The 16,140-nt window shown below is 71.1% G+C and carries 13 protein-coding genes; 8 read left to right on the top strand and 5 right to left on the bottom strand.

From position 1 onward, the window contains the following. Positions 1–139: 139 nt before the first annotated feature. Positions 140–1,009 (top strand): SDR family NAD(P)-dependent oxidoreductase, encoded by an 870-nt coding sequence (locus EW117_RS22910; RefSeq protein WP_129789010.1) that lies wholly within the window; start codon positions 140–142, stop codon positions 1,007–1,009. Positions 1,010–1,060: 51 nt separating this feature from the next. Beyond that, the gene (locus EW117_RS22905; protein ID WP_129789009.1) at positions 1,061–1,537 is read left to right on the top strand and encodes a MerR family transcriptional regulator; all 477 of its coding nucleotides are present in this window, start codon (positions 1,061–1,063) and stop codon (positions 1,535–1,537) included. A 13-nt stretch (positions 1,538–1,550) separates the two neighbouring features. On the opposite strand, the gene EW117_RS22900 is transcribed toward EW117_RS22905, so the two are convergent. Next, the gene (locus EW117_RS22900) at positions 1,551–3,854 is read right to left on the bottom strand and encodes an arylsulfatase (RefSeq protein ID WP_129789008.1); all 2,304 of its coding nucleotides are present in this window, start codon (positions 3,852–3,854) and stop codon (positions 1,551–1,553) included. Positions 3,855–3,987: 133 nt separating this feature from the next. On the opposite strand from EW117_RS22900, the gene EW117_RS22895 reads away from it, so the two are divergent. Continuing rightward, on the top strand, positions 3,988–4,524 hold the full coding sequence (locus tag EW117_RS22895; protein ID WP_129789007.1) for a MarR family winged helix-turn-helix transcriptional regulator: 537 nt from the start codon (positions 3,988–3,990) through the stop codon (positions 4,522–4,524). 57 nt (positions 4,525–4,581) lie between these two features. Further along, entirely contained in the window at positions 4,582–5,451 is an 870-nt protein-coding gene (locus tag EW117_RS22890; RefSeq protein ID WP_129789006.1) for a DMT family transporter, read from the top strand. A gap of 10 nt (positions 5,452–5,461) precedes the next feature. Here the strand turns inward: EW117_RS22890 and EW117_RS22885 are convergent, their stop codons facing one another. Further along, positions 5,462–6,532 (bottom strand): LacI family DNA-binding transcriptional regulator, encoded by a 1,071-nt coding sequence (locus EW117_RS22885; protein ID WP_129789005.1) that lies wholly within the window; start codon positions 6,530–6,532, stop codon positions 5,462–5,464. A gap of 133 nt (positions 6,533–6,665) precedes the next feature. On the opposite strand from EW117_RS22885, the gene EW117_RS22880 reads away from it, so the two are divergent. Genes EW117_RS22880 through EW117_RS22865 form a run of 4 tightly spaced genes read left to right on the top strand, consistent with a single transcriptional unit; the run spans position 6,666 to position 12,614 of the window. Further along, positions 6,666–7,973: an extracellular solute-binding protein gene (locus EW117_RS22880; protein WP_129789004.1), complete on the top strand. Its 1,308-nt coding sequence runs from the start codon at positions 6,666–6,668 to the stop codon at positions 7,971–7,973. A gap of 7 nt (positions 7,974–7,980) precedes the next feature. Then, positions 7,981–8,907, top strand: coding sequence for a carbohydrate ABC transporter permease (locus EW117_RS22875; RefSeq protein WP_129789003.1), 927 nt, complete (start codon positions 7,981–7,983; stop codon positions 8,905–8,907). Further along, complete coding sequence (locus EW117_RS22870; RefSeq protein WP_129789002.1) at positions 8,904–9,731, top strand: carbohydrate ABC transporter permease; 828 nt, start codon at positions 8,904–8,906, stop codon at positions 9,729–9,731. The genes EW117_RS22875 and EW117_RS22870 overlap by 4 nt, the downstream gene beginning before the upstream one ends. A 12-nt stretch (positions 9,732–9,743) precedes the next feature. After that, positions 9,744–12,614: an alpha-L-rhamnosidase gene (locus EW117_RS22865; protein ID WP_129789001.1), complete on the top strand. Its 2,871-nt coding sequence runs from the start codon at positions 9,744–9,746 to the stop codon at positions 12,612–12,614. Here EW117_RS22865 and EW117_RS29530 read toward each other — a convergent pair. From EW117_RS29530 to EW117_RS22855, 3 genes are all read right to left on the bottom strand, one after another. Continuing rightward, positions 12,609–12,770 carry a hypothetical protein gene (locus EW117_RS29530; RefSeq protein WP_165362830.1) on the bottom strand — a complete coding sequence of 54 codons (162 nt, stop codon included), beginning with the start codon at positions 12,768–12,770 and terminating at the stop codon, positions 12,609–12,611. The genes EW117_RS22865 and EW117_RS29530 overlap by 6 nt on opposite strands. Before the next feature lie 3 nt (positions 12,771–12,773). After that, positions 12,774–13,892: an alginate lyase family protein gene (locus EW117_RS22860; RefSeq protein WP_207211999.1), complete on the bottom strand. Its 1,119-nt coding sequence runs from the start codon at positions 13,890–13,892 to the stop codon at positions 12,774–12,776. A 466-nt stretch (positions 13,893–14,358) separates the two neighbouring features. Next, a complete protein-coding gene (locus EW117_RS22855) occupies positions 14,359–16,035 on the bottom strand; it encodes an AbfB domain-containing protein (protein WP_165362829.1) in 1,677 nt (558 codons plus the stop codon). Between the last annotated feature and the right edge of the window lie 105 nt (positions 16,036–16,140).

The raw sequence follows: 16,140 nt of genomic DNA, 5'->3' as shown, positions 1-16,140 counted from the left end.
CCCAGCCGGGCCTGGCCGGGCGGTCGGCATTTCGTCAGGTGGTCTGTACCCCGGGGTACCGACCACCTGACGTTCTGCCGATCTCCCGTTGGCAACCAGGCTTGCCTTTGAGCGCGCTCGAAGGCCTAGCGTCCCCGTCATGACGAGAACCAGCACCACGACATGGCTCATCACCGGTGCGAGCTCGGGCCTCGGCCTCGCCCTGGCCGAGACCGCGCTCCGGGCCGGTGAACGGGTCGTCGGGACGGCGCGCAGGACCGCCCGGTTCGACGCGCTCCGGGCCCGATACGGGGACCGGCTGCTGGCGGTGGAGCACGACGTGCGGGACACGGCCGGGGCAGCCGCCGTCGTGCAGCGGGCCCTGGACGCGTTCGGGCGCGTCGACGTCCTCGTCAACAACGCCGGCGCCGGACAGGTCGGAGCCGCCGAGGAGATCACGGACGCCCGGCTGCGCGACATGGTCGACCAGCACCTCCTCGGTCCGGCCGCCTATGTGCGTGCGATCCTGCCGCACCTGCGCGAGCGCGGGTCGGGCGCGATCGTGCAGATGAGCAGCCAGGGCGGGCGCATGTCGTTCCCCGCGGTCGGCAGCTACTCGGCCGGCAAGTTCGCGCTGGAGGGCTGGTCCGAGGCGCTCGCCGGCGAGGTCGCGCCGTTCGGGATCCGGGTGCTGATCGTGGAGCCCAGCCGGTTCCGCACCGAGTTCAACGCGCCAGGCGTGCTCGGCACGGCGGCGAAGGACCCGTCCTACGACGCCGTGACCGGCGCGGTGCGCGCCAACATGGCCGACGCCGACGGCATCCAGGAGGGCGACCCGATGCGCGGCGCCTCGGTGATCCGCGACGTGCTCGACGCTTTCGACGCCCCGCTACGGCTCCCGCTCGGCGCCGAGGCGGTCCGCAACCTCCGGCGCACCTACACGTCCGCGCTCGATGACGTCGAGAAGTGGGCCCGGGCGAGCGAGTCGGCGGACTTCCCGGGCGTGCCCCCGGCCGTGCGGGCATTTTGAGGTCCGGCGGTCCAGGGCCGGATGTCAGGGGTGCGATCTAGGGTGGGGCACATGGCCACGGACGAGCTGATGTCGCGGGCGCTCGCGGCGCTGGGCGAGCACGACGCGCCGTCGGTCGAGGTGATCCATGCCCTCGCCGACCAGGGCGCGACGCCCGGGCCGATGACGATCGCCGAGGCAGCCGCGCACCTCGACGTCTCGCCCCACACGCTGCGCTACTACGAGCGAGCGGGCCTGGTCGAGGTGAGCCGCGACTCCACCGGCCACCGGGTGTACGACGCCGCCGCGGTGCGCCGCCTGGTGTTCCTCACGCGGATGCGGCTGTCCGGCATGCCGATGCGCGACCTGCAGCACTACGTCGCGCTCGTCGACGCCGGGAAGCACACGGAGCCCGAGCGCCTCGACATCCTGCTGGAGCACCGCGACACCATCCGCCGCCGGATCCGGGAGCTGACGCTCTCCCTGGCCGCCACGGAGTACAAGATTGCCACGTACGGGGGATCAACCGGACCGGACGTCTCGGACTGACGGGAAAGCGGAGCTAGTCGAGATACCGGACGCCCACCCGGTCGATCCGGCCGTTGAAGGCGAACGGCGCCTTGTCGAAGTAGTCCAGCGACACGGGCCCGCCGAGGCACGTGCCGATGTCGAGGCAGTCGTTGGCCGTGAACAGGAGGGGCGCGCTCACCGGCACGGTCCCCGCCCCGAACGGCGCGCTGTCGACCGAGAACGTGATGGCGAGCGGGCCGGCCGGACGCGCCTCGACGTACTTCGTCTCGATCTGGATCGTCGTGTGCCCGGCGGGCAGGCGACGATCCGACCGGATCTTGGTGCGCATGACGACGAACAGGTTGTACTCGTAGCAGAGGACTCCGTCCTCGACGAAGCACGTGAGGCCGCCGCCGGCGCCGCCGAGTGCGTAGAGCACACCGTTGGCCTGCTCCGGAACGTCCAGGTCGATCGTCACCGTGTTGGCGCGATTGCCGAGCGCGGGCGCGCAGAACTCCGGCATCCGGGTGATGTCGCCGGTGAAGCTCCACTCCCGGTACGGCGTCGAGATGCGCAGCTCCGGATGGAGCACGGGCACCCAGAGTCCGCCGCCGACCGGGTGGACGCTGTTGCGGGCCGCCTCGATGGTGAACAGCTCTCTCATCTCCGCCAGCTTCTGCGGCATCCGGTCCGCGAGGTCGTTCGCCTGCGACCAGTCCGTATCGAGGTCGTAGAGCTCCCAGGTGTCCTGGTCCGGCGTCCAGTCGTGGATACCCGGCGGGAGCCCCGGCACCCAGGGCGCGCGGGGGCCGAACGCGGACGCGATCCAGCCGTCGTGGTAGATCGCCCGACTGCCCATGATCTCGAAGTACTGCGTGCGCAGCCGGCCCGGTGCGGCAGCGTCGTTCAGCGTGTAGGCGAGGCTGACCCCGTCGATCGGGTCCTGCTGCACGCCGCCGACCAGGCGTGGCGGGGTGATGCCGACGACCTCGTAGATGGTGGGCGCTATGTCGTTGCAGTGGTGGAACTGGCTGCGCGGCGTCGCGTCCGGTGTGACCCTCGCCGGCCACCGGACCGCCATCGGGTTGCGGGTGCCGCCGAAGTGCGAGGCGAGCAGCTTCATCCCCTTGTACGGCGTGCTCCCGGCCCAGGCCCACCCCGCGTGGTACTGGTTCTCGACCTTGGGGGAGCCCAGGACGTCGAGACCGCCGAGCTCGTCCAGGGCCTCGATGTGCATGTCCACGGTCGTCGGGATGCCGTTCTGCGCCAGCAGCTCGCTGACCGTGCCCGACTGGCCCTCACCCGAGGAGCCGTTGTCGCCCCAGATGTAGAAGACCAGGGTGTTGTCGCCCTGGCCCATCAGCTCGATCTCGTCGACGATGCGCCCGACCTGGACGTCGCAGTGCTCGGCGAAGCCCGCCGCGACCTCCATGAGGCGGCGCTGGAAGGGCCGCTCGGCCTCCGGGATGTCGTCCCACGCGGGCAGGGTCGGGTCGCGCGGCGTCAGCACGGCGTCCTGGGGGATCCACCCGCGCTCCTTCGCCCGCGCGAACACTCGTTCCCGGTAGGCGTCCCAGCCGTCGTCGAACGTGCCGGCGTACTTGTCGGCCCATTCCTTGGCCACGTGGTGCGGGCCGTGCATGCATCCGCTGGCCCAGTACATGAAGAACGGCTTGTCGGGCTGCAGGGCCTGGTGCCGGTGCAGCCAGCCGATCGCGTCGTCGGCGAGGTCCTCGGAGAGGTGATAGCCCTCGCCCGGGGTCTTCGGGGGCCGGACGACCGTGGTGTTGCGGACCAGGTGCGGCTCGTACTGCGACGCCTCGCCGGCCAGGAAGCCGTAGAAGTATTCGAAGCCGAGTCCCGTCGGCCAGTTGTCGAACGGACCGGCCGCGGTGGTCTCCAGGGCCGGCGTGTTGTGCCACTTGCCGAACGCGGAGGTGGCGTAGCCGTAGTTGCGGAGCACCTCGGCGACGAGAGCGCTGCTGCGCGGGATCTCCCCGGAGTAGCCGTCCCAGTCGTTGGCGAGCTCGGCGATCTGCCCGTTGCCGATCCGGTGATGGTTGCGGCCGGTCAGCAACGACGCCCTGGTGGGCGAGCACATCGCGGTGGTGTGGAACCTGTTGTAGGCGACGCCGCCGTCGCGGATCCGGCTCAGGGTCGGGGTGCGGACCTCCCCGCCGAAGGTCTCGGCGAGGCCCGGCCCGACGTCGTCGATCAGGATGATCACGATGTTCGGCGCGTCGTCGGCGAGACGGCGCGGCCGCGTCCGCTGGGTGTACTGGGACTCCTGCATCGTCCGGCCGGCCAGGCTGGCTGACGGCGTGGCGGGGAACGGCAACGAATCCGGTGACGTCATGGTCGTTTCTCCTCGATGCTGCGGCCCCCGGCCGCGACAACTTACGGACCTCGTCTCCCGAGGGACCACACCCGATTCGGGTGAGTTGCCGCGCGCGGTTGCCGTGACCCAGGTCACGTGTTATGCATGAGTCATGCATGATAGGACGGCGAACCTGCTGGGGGCGGCGTCCCTCGCGGTGACCGATCTGCTGCTGGGGGCGACGACCGCCGCTGCCGCCACCGGGCCGAGCGGCACGGCCGCGCTGGTCGTGCTGTCCCGGGCGCCCGGGCTGTCCGCCACCGAGCTCGGCCGCCGGGTGGGCCTTACCCAGTCGGCCGCGACGCGCATGGTGGACGCCCTGGAGTCGCGCGGGCTGGTCGAGCGCCGCAAGTCGGTCGGCAAGTGGGTGGCCGTGCACCCGACCGAGCAGGGCCTCAGGGCAGCCGAGTCCGTGCTGACCAGCCGGGAGGACCGCGTGGCCGGGCTGCTGTCCACGCTGGACGACGGCGAGCGCGCCGCGCTGACGTCGCTCCTGGAGAAGCTGCTGGTCGCGGCGTATCGCGAGAACCCGGACGAGTTCCAGCTCTGCCGGCTCTGCGACCGGGACTCGTGCGGGGACGGCAGGACCACCCACTGCCCGGTCGGCGCGGCCGACCTCGAGGCACGAGCGTATGGACCGCGGGAGTAGCGCGCTCGAGCGCCAGACGCCGGTAGCGCGCCAGCGGCTACCCGGCGGGGTGATCCCATGACGGAGTCCCTCGCGCTCCTGTCCGCGCTCTGTTTCGGGTTGACCCATTTCGTGAGCGGCGTCGTATCGCGCACCTGGAACGGCGTCACGGTGGCGGCCGCGGCCCAGGTCGGGGGCACGGTCCTGAGCCTCGTGCTGGTCGCGGCGCTACCGGCTGGGCACCCGACCGCAGTCACCCTCCTCTGGGGAGTCGCGTCCGGGATCGGGACGGGAGTCGGCGTCGGCTTCCTCTACCGGGCGATGAGCCGCGGGCCGATGAGCGTCGTCGCACCCGTCAGCGACGTGGCGGGCGTCGCGCTGCCGGTGGTCGTCGGTGTGCTCCTGCTCCGCGAGCGCCCGTCCCCGTGGGCGTACGCCGGGATCGTGGTCGCACTCCTCGCGATCTGGCTCGTCTCCCGGGGACGCGCGGACGGCGGCGACGTGCGCGATCGCCGGGACAGCGGGGATCACCCTCGCCGGACGATCGCGGGCGTTCCCGACGCGCTGATCGCGGGCGTCGGCCTGGCGACACATTTTGTGGCCATCGAGCGGATCCCGGCCGGCGCCGGCCTGTGGCCCGTCGCGGTGAGCCGGGTCGTCTCGATCGTCGTCCTGGTCGTGCTGGTGGTCGGTCTCGGCGCGCCCCGGGGGCTGCCCTGGCGTCCGGCGTCCGCGGCCTTCGTGGCCGGCGCGGTGGGAACGGTCGCGACGATCCTGTACTGGACCGCGGTGGACGGTGGGCTCATGACGACGACCGTGGTCCTGGCATCGCTGTACCCGGCCATACCGGTGGTCCTGGCGATCGTCTTCCTGCGCGAGCGCCTGGCGCCCGGGCAGGTCCTCGGCCTGCTGGGCGCCGCCGTCGCGATCCCCCTGATCTCGGCGTAGGCCCGCCGGCTCAGGGCCGCCGGGGCCGGGCGCTCGACCGGCGTTCGTGGAGCCGCGGGGCGTTCTCGAGCTGCACCGCCGTCGTCCGGCCGGCCAGCCGTTCGAGCAGGAGGCGCGCCGCCTCCCGGCCCATGGTCACGCCGTCCTGGTCGACGCTGGTGAGCGAGACGAGCGGGTGGCGGGCGATCGGCACGTCGTCGTAGCCCACCACCGACACGTCTCGCTCGTCGAGCCCGGCCTCCGCGATGGCGCTCAGGATGCCGATCGCCAGGGTGTCGTTGCCGGCGAAGATCGCCGTCGGCGGCTCGGGGGAGTCGAGCAGCGCGCGGGTCACCTCGTGCGCCTCCGAGCCGTCGAACAGCGTGTGGATCACCGACGGTTCGAGGCCGAGCGCGAGCATGCGCTCGCGGTAGACGGCCGTGCGGATGACGTGCGGCTCGTCGCCGGCCTGGCCCGCCCAGGGCGGCTCCGGCCGCGACGGGTGGATGGTGAGGTGGACGATCCGGCGGTGGCCGAGCTCGATGAGGTGCGACATGACCTGCTCGGCCCCTGACCGGTCGTCGCCGGTGATCGTGTCGTAGCGGTCCGACCTGTCGTGCCTGCCGATCATCACCAGGGGAGTGCGCTCGGCGATCCGTTCGAGCCAGGCGGGGTCCACGCGCGGGGCGATGGCCACGATGCCGTCGACCTGACGGTCCGCGAGGCTGTTGATGGCCACGTCGCTCTTCTGCTCCCGGCCGAGGGGGGCGATGATCATCTGGTACGGGGTGGCGGCGAGCGCCTCGGTCGCGCCGTCGACGATCATCGTCAGGAAGTCGTTGCCCACCTGGGGGATCTCGAAGCCGAGCGTGAAGCTCGCGCCGCGCATGGCGCGTGCGGCGACCCTGGGCCGGTACTCGAGGCGTTCGATCGCCGCCTCGACCTGTGTCCGCATGCGCTCGCTGACGCCGTAGGCGTTGCGGATCACCTTGGAGACCGCCGCACGCGAGACGCCCGCCTCGCGGGCGACGTCCTCTATCGTCGACGGGCGAGGTTTCGGTACCGGAGACCCGTTGTCCGGCGTGGGCTGTGCGGAGGTCACGGCTCTGTTCCCGATTCTGTAGACCGGTTGACACTCTATAGCGCCCCTCGCTAGCGTGGAGGGCGCTGAAAGGATTCAGTCGAGGGAGTGTAGATCGCTCTACGATCCTTTCGCTCTACAAGGAGGTAGAGAGATGTCCCGTGCACTGCGTCACCGTGCGGCGGTCGCCGCCGTAGCGGTCCCGCTGCTCGTTCTCGCCGGCTGCTCGTCGTCCGGAGGTGACGACGCCGGCCCCACCGAGATCACCTTTCTCACGACCCAGGACGCGCCGAACCCCGAGACCGCCGAGGCCCTGGTGGAGGCCTTCGAGGCAGAGAACCCCGACGTCTCGGTCAGCGTCGAGATCCGGCCGGGCGGGACCGAGGGCGACAACCTGGTCAAGACCCGGCTGTCCACGGGGGAGATGGCCGACGTCTTCTTCTACAACTCCGGCTCTTTGCTGCAGGCGCTCAACCCGGACTCGTCGCTGGTCGACCTGAGCGACCAGGAGTGGGTCGGCTCGCTCACCGAGGAGTTCACCCCCGTCGTGAGCACCGACAACGGCCTCTACGGGGCGCCGCTGGGCGCCTCCTTCGCGGGCGGCGTCGTCTACAACAAGCCGCTCTACGAGGAGCTCGGGCTGACGGTCCCGGAGACCTGGGACGAGTTCATGGCGAACAACGAGAAGATCGCCGCCGAGGGGGACGGCGTCGCGCCGGTCATCCAGACCTACGGTGAGACGTGGACGAGCCAGCTCTTCGTGCTGGGCGACTTCGCGAACGTGCTCGCGGTCGATCCCGAGTGGGCCGACCAGTACACGGCGCACCAGCGGTCCTACGCCGAGGAGCCCGCGCTCCTGGGGTTCCAGCACCACCAGGAGGTCGCCGAGGCCGGCTTCTTCAACGAGGACTTCCCGTCCGCGACGTTCCCGGACGGCGCCCGGATGGTCGCCGAGGGCGAGGGCGTGCACTACCCGATGCTGTCGAGCGTGATCCAGACGGTCCTGCAGAACACGCCGGACGCCGTGGACGACCTCGGGTTCTTCGCCCTCCCCGCCGAGGACGCAGAGCACACCCAGGCGACGATCTGGCAGCCGAACGCGCTGTACATCCCGCAGTCCACCGAGGGCCCCGAGCTCGAGGCGGCGAAGGAGTTCGTCGCGTTCGCCAACAGCGAGGCCGGCTGCGACGTGCAGAACGAGATGCTCCCGCCCGCCGGGCCGTACGCGGGCACGTGCGAGGTGCTGGACTCCGCCCCGCCGCTGCTCGACGACATCCAGGCCTACTTCGACGAGGGCCGCACGGCCAACGCGCTGGAGTTCCTGTCCCCGGTCAAGGGCCCGAACCTGGAAAAGGTCACCGTCGAGGTGGGCTCCGGGATCCGCAGCGCCGAGGACGCCGCGGCGTTCTACGACAAGGACGTCGAGAGCCAGGCCAAGCAGCTCGGTCTCGAGGGCTGGTAAGCGAGGGATGACAGCCAACCTCGCGACCGAGGTGCGGCCCGGCAGGCGCCGTCGTGCGACGGGCTCCACCTCGGCCACCCAGCGCAGCATCTACCCGACGTGGTTCCTCCTGCCGGCCGCGGTGCTGTACGTCGTGTTCTTCGCGGTGCCGACGTTCGCGTCGTTCTACTTCAGCCTGACCCGCTGGACGCTGTTCGACACGGAGTTCATCGGCCTGGAGAACTACGTCCAGTTCTTCTCGGAGCCGCAGCTCTCGCGCGGGTTCGTGAACACGCTGATCTACGGCTTCGTGACGTCGGGCGCCAAGGTGGTGCTCGGGCTGGCGCTCGCCGTGCTGCTCACCTCGCAGCTGGTCGGGCGGGGCTACCTGCGCTCCGTGGTGTTCTTCCCGGTGCTGGTCTCCACCATCGGCGTCGGAATCACCTTCAAAGCCCTGCTCGACCCGTTCGACGGCGTGGTCAACACGATGCTCGCCGCGTTCGGGATCGACGGCCCCGGGTGGTTCACCGACCCGAACCAGGCGCTGCTGACGATCGCCGCCGTCGACATCTGGAAGGGGCTCGGCATCGCGACGCTGATCTACATCGCGGGGATCGTCGCCATCCCGCAGGAGTACTACGAGGCCGCGCGGGTCGACGGCGCGGGCCGCTGGCAGCAGTTCCGCTCCATCACGCTGCCCCTGGTCCAGCCGGCCACGGCGACCGTCATCATCCTGTCGCTGATCGGCGGCCTGCGGTCGTTCGACCTGATCTGGGCGACCACGGGCGGCGGCCCCGGGTTCACCAGCGACGTCATCGGGTCCGTCATCTACAAGCAGTACCAGGCCGGCTTCTACGGGCTGTCCACGGCGGGCAACGTGATCCTCTTCCTCGTCGTGACGGCGGTCATGGTGCCGATCTCGATGCTGCTGAACCGGAAGGAGGTCGAGCGATGAGACGCACCGGATCCTGGGCCGTGGGCATCACGGCCATCCTCGTGTCGGTGGTGGTGTTCATCGTGCCGTTCGCGTTCATCTTCCTGACGGCGGCCAAGGACGCGTCGGACGCCTCCCGGCTCCAGTTCTCCTGGCCGCAGGAGTGGACCTTCGTCGAGAACCTGACCGAGGTGCTCACCACACGCGACGGCATAGTGGTGCGCGCCTTCGTGAACAGCACGATCCTCACCGTGGTGAGCGTCGTGGTCATGGTGATCCTCGCGGCGATGGTCGGGTACCTGGTCCAGCGGCGGCGCTCCCGCCTCAACCCGGTCATCAACTTTTTCGTGCTGGCCGGGCTCATCGTCCCGCCCGCCGTGGTCCCGACGATCTGGGTGCTGCAGCAGACGGGGCTGTTCAAGACGATGCCCGGGCTGATCCTCATCGAGGCGACGTTCGGCCTGTCGTTCTGCATCCTGCTGTTCCGCGCGTTCGTCGCGACCATCCCGCGCGAGCTCGACGAGGCGGCGATCATCGACGGCGCCGGACCCCTGCGGCTCTTCTTCGCCGTCATCCTGCCGCTGCTGCGGCCGGTGATCATCACCGTCGTGGTGGTGCAGGCCGTCGCCGTGTTCAACGACTTCACCAACCCGCTGTACTTCCTGCCCGGGGACGAGAACGCGACGGTCCAGCTCACGCTCTACAACTTCCAGAGCCAGATGGTCAGCCAGTTCAACCTGCTGTTCATGGACATCCTGCTGATCACAGTCCCGCCCCTGGTCATGTACATCTTCTTCAACCGCCAGATCGTGGCCGGCATGACGTCCGGCGCCGTCAAGGGCTAGAAGGGCTCACCTGTGAACAACGAATCCCCGACCGCTGACCCGACGAACGCGGCCGGCGCCACCTCGGTCCGCGAGGTGCGCGTCGAGCGCCGCACCGACGGCAGCTTCGCCGACACACCGACGCCGCGCCTGAGCTGGACGGTCGAGAGCGCCGTGCCCGGCTGGTGGCAGGCCGGCGCCGAGGTGCGGCTCGACGGCGAGCACGTGGTCCGCCTCGACACCGACGAGTCCCGGTTCGTGGCCTGGCCGTTCGACCCGCTGCTACCGCACGCCCGGCACACTCTCGAGGTGCGCGTCACGGGCGTCGACGGCGCAACGTCGTCGTGGAGCGATCCGGTCACGGTGCACAGCACCTTCCTGGCCGACGGCGAGTGGGTGGCGCCGTTCGTCGGCCTCGCCGACCCGACCGACCCCGGCACCCCGGGCCTGCTCCGCACCGAGCTCGACCTCGACGGCGACATCACGCGGGCGACCCTCTACGCGTCCGCCCACGGCGTCTACCAGGTGGAGGTCAACGGGCAGGACGTCGACGACGCGGTGCTCAAGCCGGGCTGGACCGCCTACCAGCACCGCCTCGTGCACGAGGCGACCGACGTGACCGCGCTGATGCGCTCCGGCGTCAACGCCGTCGGCATCCGCCTGGCCGGCGGCTGGTGGACCGAGCGGTACGGGTTCCACGGCGCGGCCCGACCGTTCTACGGGGAGCAGCCCGCCGTGGCGGTGCAGCTGCACGTCGAGCTGGCCGACGGGACGACCCGGGTGCTGACGACGGGGCCGGACTGGCGGGGGTCGGCGACCGGCGTCGTCGTGTCGAGCGGCATCTACGCGGGCGAGCGGATCGACGCCCGGCGCGCCGTGCCGGGCTGGAGCCTGCCCGGTTTCGACGACTCGTCGTGGCCGGCAGCCCAGGTGCACCCGACCGGCGCCGTGCCCGAGCCCGCCCTCGCGGAGCCGGTACGCCGGGTCGACGAGATCCCGGTCCGCGAAGTGATCACCACGCCCTCCGGACGGACCGTGCTCGACTTCGGGCAGAACCTGGTCGGCCGGCTCCGGGTGCGGGTCACGGGGGAGCGCGGCCGGACAGTCACCCTCCGGCACGCCGAGGTGCTGGAGCACGGGGAGCTCGGCGTCCGCCCGCTGCGGGCCGCCGAGGCCACCGACCACCTGGTGCTCTCCGGCGGTGACGACGTGCTCGAACCCGAGTTCACGTTCCACGGCTTCCGGTACGCCGAGGTCGACGGCTGGCCGGGCGAGCTGGACCCGGAGGCGGCCAGGGAGGCGATCACCGCCGTCGTGATCAGCAGCGACATGCGGCGCACCGGCTGGTTCGAGTGCTCGGACGACCGCGTCAACCGGCTGCACGAGAACGTGGTCTGGGGCATGCGCGGCAACTTCGTCTCGCTGCCCACCGACTGCCCGCAGCGCGACGAGCGCCTCGGCTGGACCGGCGACATCCAGGTCTTCGGCCCGACGGCGAGCTACCTCTTCGACAGCGACGCGTTCCTGGCCTCCTGGCTGCGCGACGTCGCCGCGGAGCAGGCCGAGCGCGACGGCGTCTGCCCGATCGTGGTGCCGATGGTGCTGCCCTTCGGGGACAAGCCGGCCGCGGCCTGGGGCGACGCCGCCACCGTCGTCCCGGCGACACTGCTGGAGCGGTTCGCCGACCGGCGGGCGCTCGCCGAGCAGTACCCGAGCATGCGGGCCTGGGCCGACGTACTGCTGGACGTGGCCGGCGACCGGCTGCTGTGGGAGGGCATGTTCCAGTTCGGGGACTGGCTCGACCCGGACGCGCCGCCGGACGACCCCGCCGGCGCGAAGGCGGACCCCGACATCGTAGCGAGCGCGTACCTGGTGCGGTCGCTGCAGCTCGTCACCGCCGCGGCGGTCGAGCTCGGGGACGAGGCGGGCGCCATCAAGTACGGCGACCTCGCCGAGCGGGCGCGGCAGGCCTGGGTGCGCGAGTACACGACGCCGTCGGGCCGCATCGTGTCCGACGCGCAGACCGCGTACGCGCTGGCGATCGTCTTCGGGCTGGTCGACGACGCGACGCGGGCCGTCATGGGGGACCGGCTCGCCTGGCTGGTGCGCCGCGCGGGCTATCGCATCGGCACGGGGTTCGTGGGCACGCCGATCATCCAGGACGCTCTCACCACCACCGGCCACGCCGATGTCGCCGCGCGCCTGCTGCTCCAGACCGGCGTGCCGTCCTGGCTGTACGCCGTCACGATGGGCGCGACGACCATCTGGGAGCGGTGGGACAGCATGCTGCCCGACGGCGACATCAACCCCGGCGAGATGACGTCGTTCAACCACTACGCCTTCGGCGCCGTCGCCGACTGGCTGCACCGCACCGTCGCCGGCCTCGCCCCGGAGGCACCCGGCTACCGATCGCTGCGGATCGCGCCCGTCCCGGTCGTGGGGCTGGACCGGGCGTCGACGCGGTACGAGACCGGGTACGGGCCGGCCGAGGCCGGCTGGGAGGCGCGGGACGGGCAGATCGTCGTGCGGGCGGTGGTGCCCCCGAACACGACGGCGGTGGTCGTCCTGCCCGGCGGCGGCCACCAGATCGAGGTGGGCTCCGGCGAGCACGAGTGGACGGTGGCCGACCCTCGGACGACGTCGGCCGAGCCCCGGCCCGTCACGCTGGGCTCGACGCTCGGCGAGATCGCCGACGACCCGGAGGCGTACGAGGCCGTGCTGGCCACCGTCGACGCACTGAGCGCCGACGGGACCAGCAGCCTGCGTTCGCTCAAGGACTGGACCGACCAGCGCGTCCTGCGGGACGAGCTGGTGCGGCTGCCCGCCGTGGCGGTCGAGCGACTGGAGGCGACGCTCGACGAGCTGAACTCCAGCAGGCTGCCGGTACCCGCGCGCCGGCTATGACCGGCTGGCCGCCGCGAACACCACGCCGATGGCTACGCCCAGCACGAACCCCAGGAGCATGTTGTCGATCAGAAGGCCGATGAGCATCCCGGACGCGATCCCGAGTGTGATGCCCTGGAATCCCCAGTGGGTCTGCCTGCCGTTGCGCTCTGCCATGGGTCAGCGCGCGTGCAGCAGCGTGGTGAAACCGAGCTGGTCGAAGCCGCCGCCCCCGGTGCCGTAGTCCCCGCCGCCGCCGTCGGCCCGGATGCTCTGCGCCATCTGCCGGGTCCAGGGCGCGGAGAGGCCCCTACGCCCGGAGTAGTGGCTCAGGACCAGGTCCCACACGGGCCGGACGTGGCCGCGCCCGTAGTCGCTGACCACCGTCTGGGTGTCCCAGCCGACGTGCGCGGCGGTGGTGGCTATAGGGCCGGACTGCCACGTGTACTCGGTGAACGGGACGTCGTGGCCCAGGTTGTACTTGGCGACGTACTCCGCGGCCTTGAGGAAGCGGTTGTTGTCGTAGCCGTAGCAGTCGACGCCCTGGTGCCAGGCCATCTCGCAGAAGGTGGCCATGAGGCCGATGCCCATGACGGTGTGCCCCTGGTCGCGGCCGGCCTCCTGCCACTGGGCCAGCCCTTCGCGGCCGTACACGACGGGGACGGCGTTCCTGATCGACCCGTTGCCCTCGCCGTTCCTGAAGTAGCCGATGGCCCGGTTCACCAGGTCCTTGCGGTCGGTGAAGGCGCCGATGGCCAGGACCGAGCACATGTTGCACAGGTCCCAGTTGGCCCAGTAGTTCGTGATCACCGCGCCGTTGTGGTTGGTGAGGAAGTCCTCGTTCATCGGGTAAAAGATCCCGAGCAGCATCTTCCGGAAGCGCGGCAGGTCGAACCCCGGGTGGTCGCGTACGAGCTCGCCGACGTTCGCCCACTGGTAGCCGTGGATCCCCGCCGCGAGGAAGCGGTCGGCGTTGCCGCTCAGCGACCTCAGGGTGCCGGACCAGGCGTTGAGGATGTTCACGGCGGCCTCGCCGTGGGCCTTCTCGCCGGTGAGGCGCCAGCGCAGGGCGTTCTGGTAGGCGGCGTGGATGTCGAGGTACATCTGGCCGACGTTGTCGCCGGCACCGCCGCGGACCACGTCCCGCAGCGGACGGGGCGACCAGTCCGCGGAGGACCGGCCGTTGGCGGCCAGGCGCTCCCAGCCCGCCGTCCACGGCTGGGCACCGGCGGCGACCTTGCCGGCGACGCGGTCGAGGTCGGCCGCGGAGTGGAGCAGGCCGGGCCGCGTCGGGTCCACGGGCTTGGGTGTCGCAGACGGCGTAACCGATGGAGAGGCCGACGGCGACGCGGAAGCAGAGGGCGACGCTGACGCAGACGCGGACGGCGACCCGGACGGCGACGCGCTCGGCGAGCCGCTCGGCCTCCCGAGAGCGCCGGGGCCGGCAGCGCCGTCGGCTCCCGCGAGCGATGTGCTCCCGGCTCCATCCGGTCGCGCTGCCCAGGCGGACCACGCGATGAAGGGGACTGCGGCGGCCACGCCGGCGATGACGGCCCGGCGGGTGATCGTGCCCGGCGAGGCGATGGGCGAGGAGAGCGGTCCGCGGGCGTGGTTCGCCCGCGGACCGCGGGCGTCCTTCGGGGACATGTTCTTCCGTTTCGTTCGAGGCTGGGGGACTCGAGTGCGGGAGAACGTTATCAGGACAATTCACCCACGCGGACCGGTCGCCCTGGCGCGTCTGCCGGACGGTCGGTCACACGATCCGTCAGACGATCCGGAAGGCGGCGTCCTGCCGTGCCAGGTCCGAGCTGAGCGGGTCGATCCGGAGCAGGTTGTTCTGGTGCCGGAGGTACCGGTCCGGGAAGTTGTGCGACCGGAAGGTTGCGTGCGCGGAGCTGAGCGAGCTGGTCTGCTGCGCGAACGTGGCGTCGCCGCGGAACGTCGCCGTGTTGTCGTACCGCTCGAGCCGGATCGCGTAGTCCCAGTGGCGCAGGAAGTACCCGGGGTGGTTGACCGCCTCGAAGGAGAGGGATCCCGGGTCGGCCAGCCCGCGCCGGATGCGGAACTGGCTGTCCTCCGCCGGTGTGACGTTGGCGTCGAGGCGACCCACGTAGTTGGCGTGCCGCACGTAGCGGTCGGGGAAGTTGTACGACTGGAGCCGGGCGACGGCCCGGTCGGCCGGTGCGAACATCAGCGTGGTGAAGCCCAGCTGGTCGTAGCCGCCCCCGTTGCCGTAGTCGCCGCCTCCGCCCTCGGGCCGGATGCTCTCGGCCATCTGCCGGACCCACGGGGCGGACAGGCCTCGCCGCCCCTCGTAGTGCCCGAGGATCATGTCCCAGACCGGTCGCACGTGCCCGCGCTGGTTGGAGCTCACCTCGGTGTGCGTCTGCCACCCGACGTGCGGGGCGGTGCCGTTGGGGCCGGACTGCCACGTGTAGTCGGTGAACGGGACCTCGAGCCCGAGGTTGTACTTCGCGACGTACTCGGCGGCCTTGAGGAAGCGGTTGGATCCGTGGCCGTAGAGGTCGATCCCCTGGTGCCAGGCCATCTCGCAGAAGGTCGCCATGAGGCCGATGCCCATGACGGTGTGCGCCTGGTCGCGGCCGCTCTCCTGCCACTGGGCCAGTCCCAGGTCGTCGTACACGTACGGGATCGCGTGGTCGATCGACCCGTTGCCCGCGCCGGTCCGGAAGTAGCCGACCGCCCGGCTCACCAGGTCGTCGCGGTCGGCGAAGATCCCCATGGCCAGGATCGCGGCCATATTGCACAGGTCCCAGTTGGCCCAGTAGTTCGTGATCACCGAGTTGTTGTGGTTGGTCAGGAAGCTCTCGCACATCGGGTGGAAGATGTTGAGCAGCATGTCGCGGAATCGGGTGCGGTCGAAGCGGGGGTGGTCGCGTACCAGCTCGCCGGCGTTGGCGAACTGGTACCCGTAGATCCCGGACGCGAGGTAGCGGTCGGCGTTGCCGCTCAGGGACCGGAGCGTGCCCGACCAGGCGTTGAGGATGTTCACGGCGGTGTCGCCGTGCGCGGCGCTGCCGGTGAGGCGCCAGCGCAGCGCGTTCTGGTAGGCGGCGTGGATGTCGGCGTACATCTGGCCGACGTTGTCACCGTCGCCGCCGCGGATCACGTCCTGGAGCGGCCGCGGGGTCCAGCTCGAATGGCTGCGCCCGTTGGCGACCAGGCGGTCCCAGCCGCCGACCCACGGCTGGGAGCGGGCGGACACCCGTCCCGCGGCGGTGCTCAGCTCGGACGCCGTGTGCAGCGCGCTGGGGTGGGCGGCGACCAGCGGTGCTGCCTCCGCTGCGGCGGCCGTGCCACCCGTGAGGGACGCGGCGGCCGGCGTCGTCGCGCCCCAGGCCAGCAGCGGGACGGCGGCAGCACCACCGAGGAAGGTACGCCGGGACAGTGCGCGCGATCGTTCGAGGTCGTTCCGGGACATGGCTCGCTCCGTTCTGGCGGCTCGTCGGTGAGCCGCCGGTCCTGGCGAGGCGGCTCATCGGTGAGCCGCCTCCTGGAGGATCAGCAGTCGGAGGGTGAAAAGTCC

The organism is Promicromonospora panici (assembly GCF_900608595.1).
Taxonomy (GTDB): Bacteria; Actinomycetota; Actinomycetes; order Actinomycetales; family Cellulomonadaceae; genus Promicromonospora; species Promicromonospora panici.
This window is presented reverse-complemented; position numbering and strand designations above follow the sequence as displayed.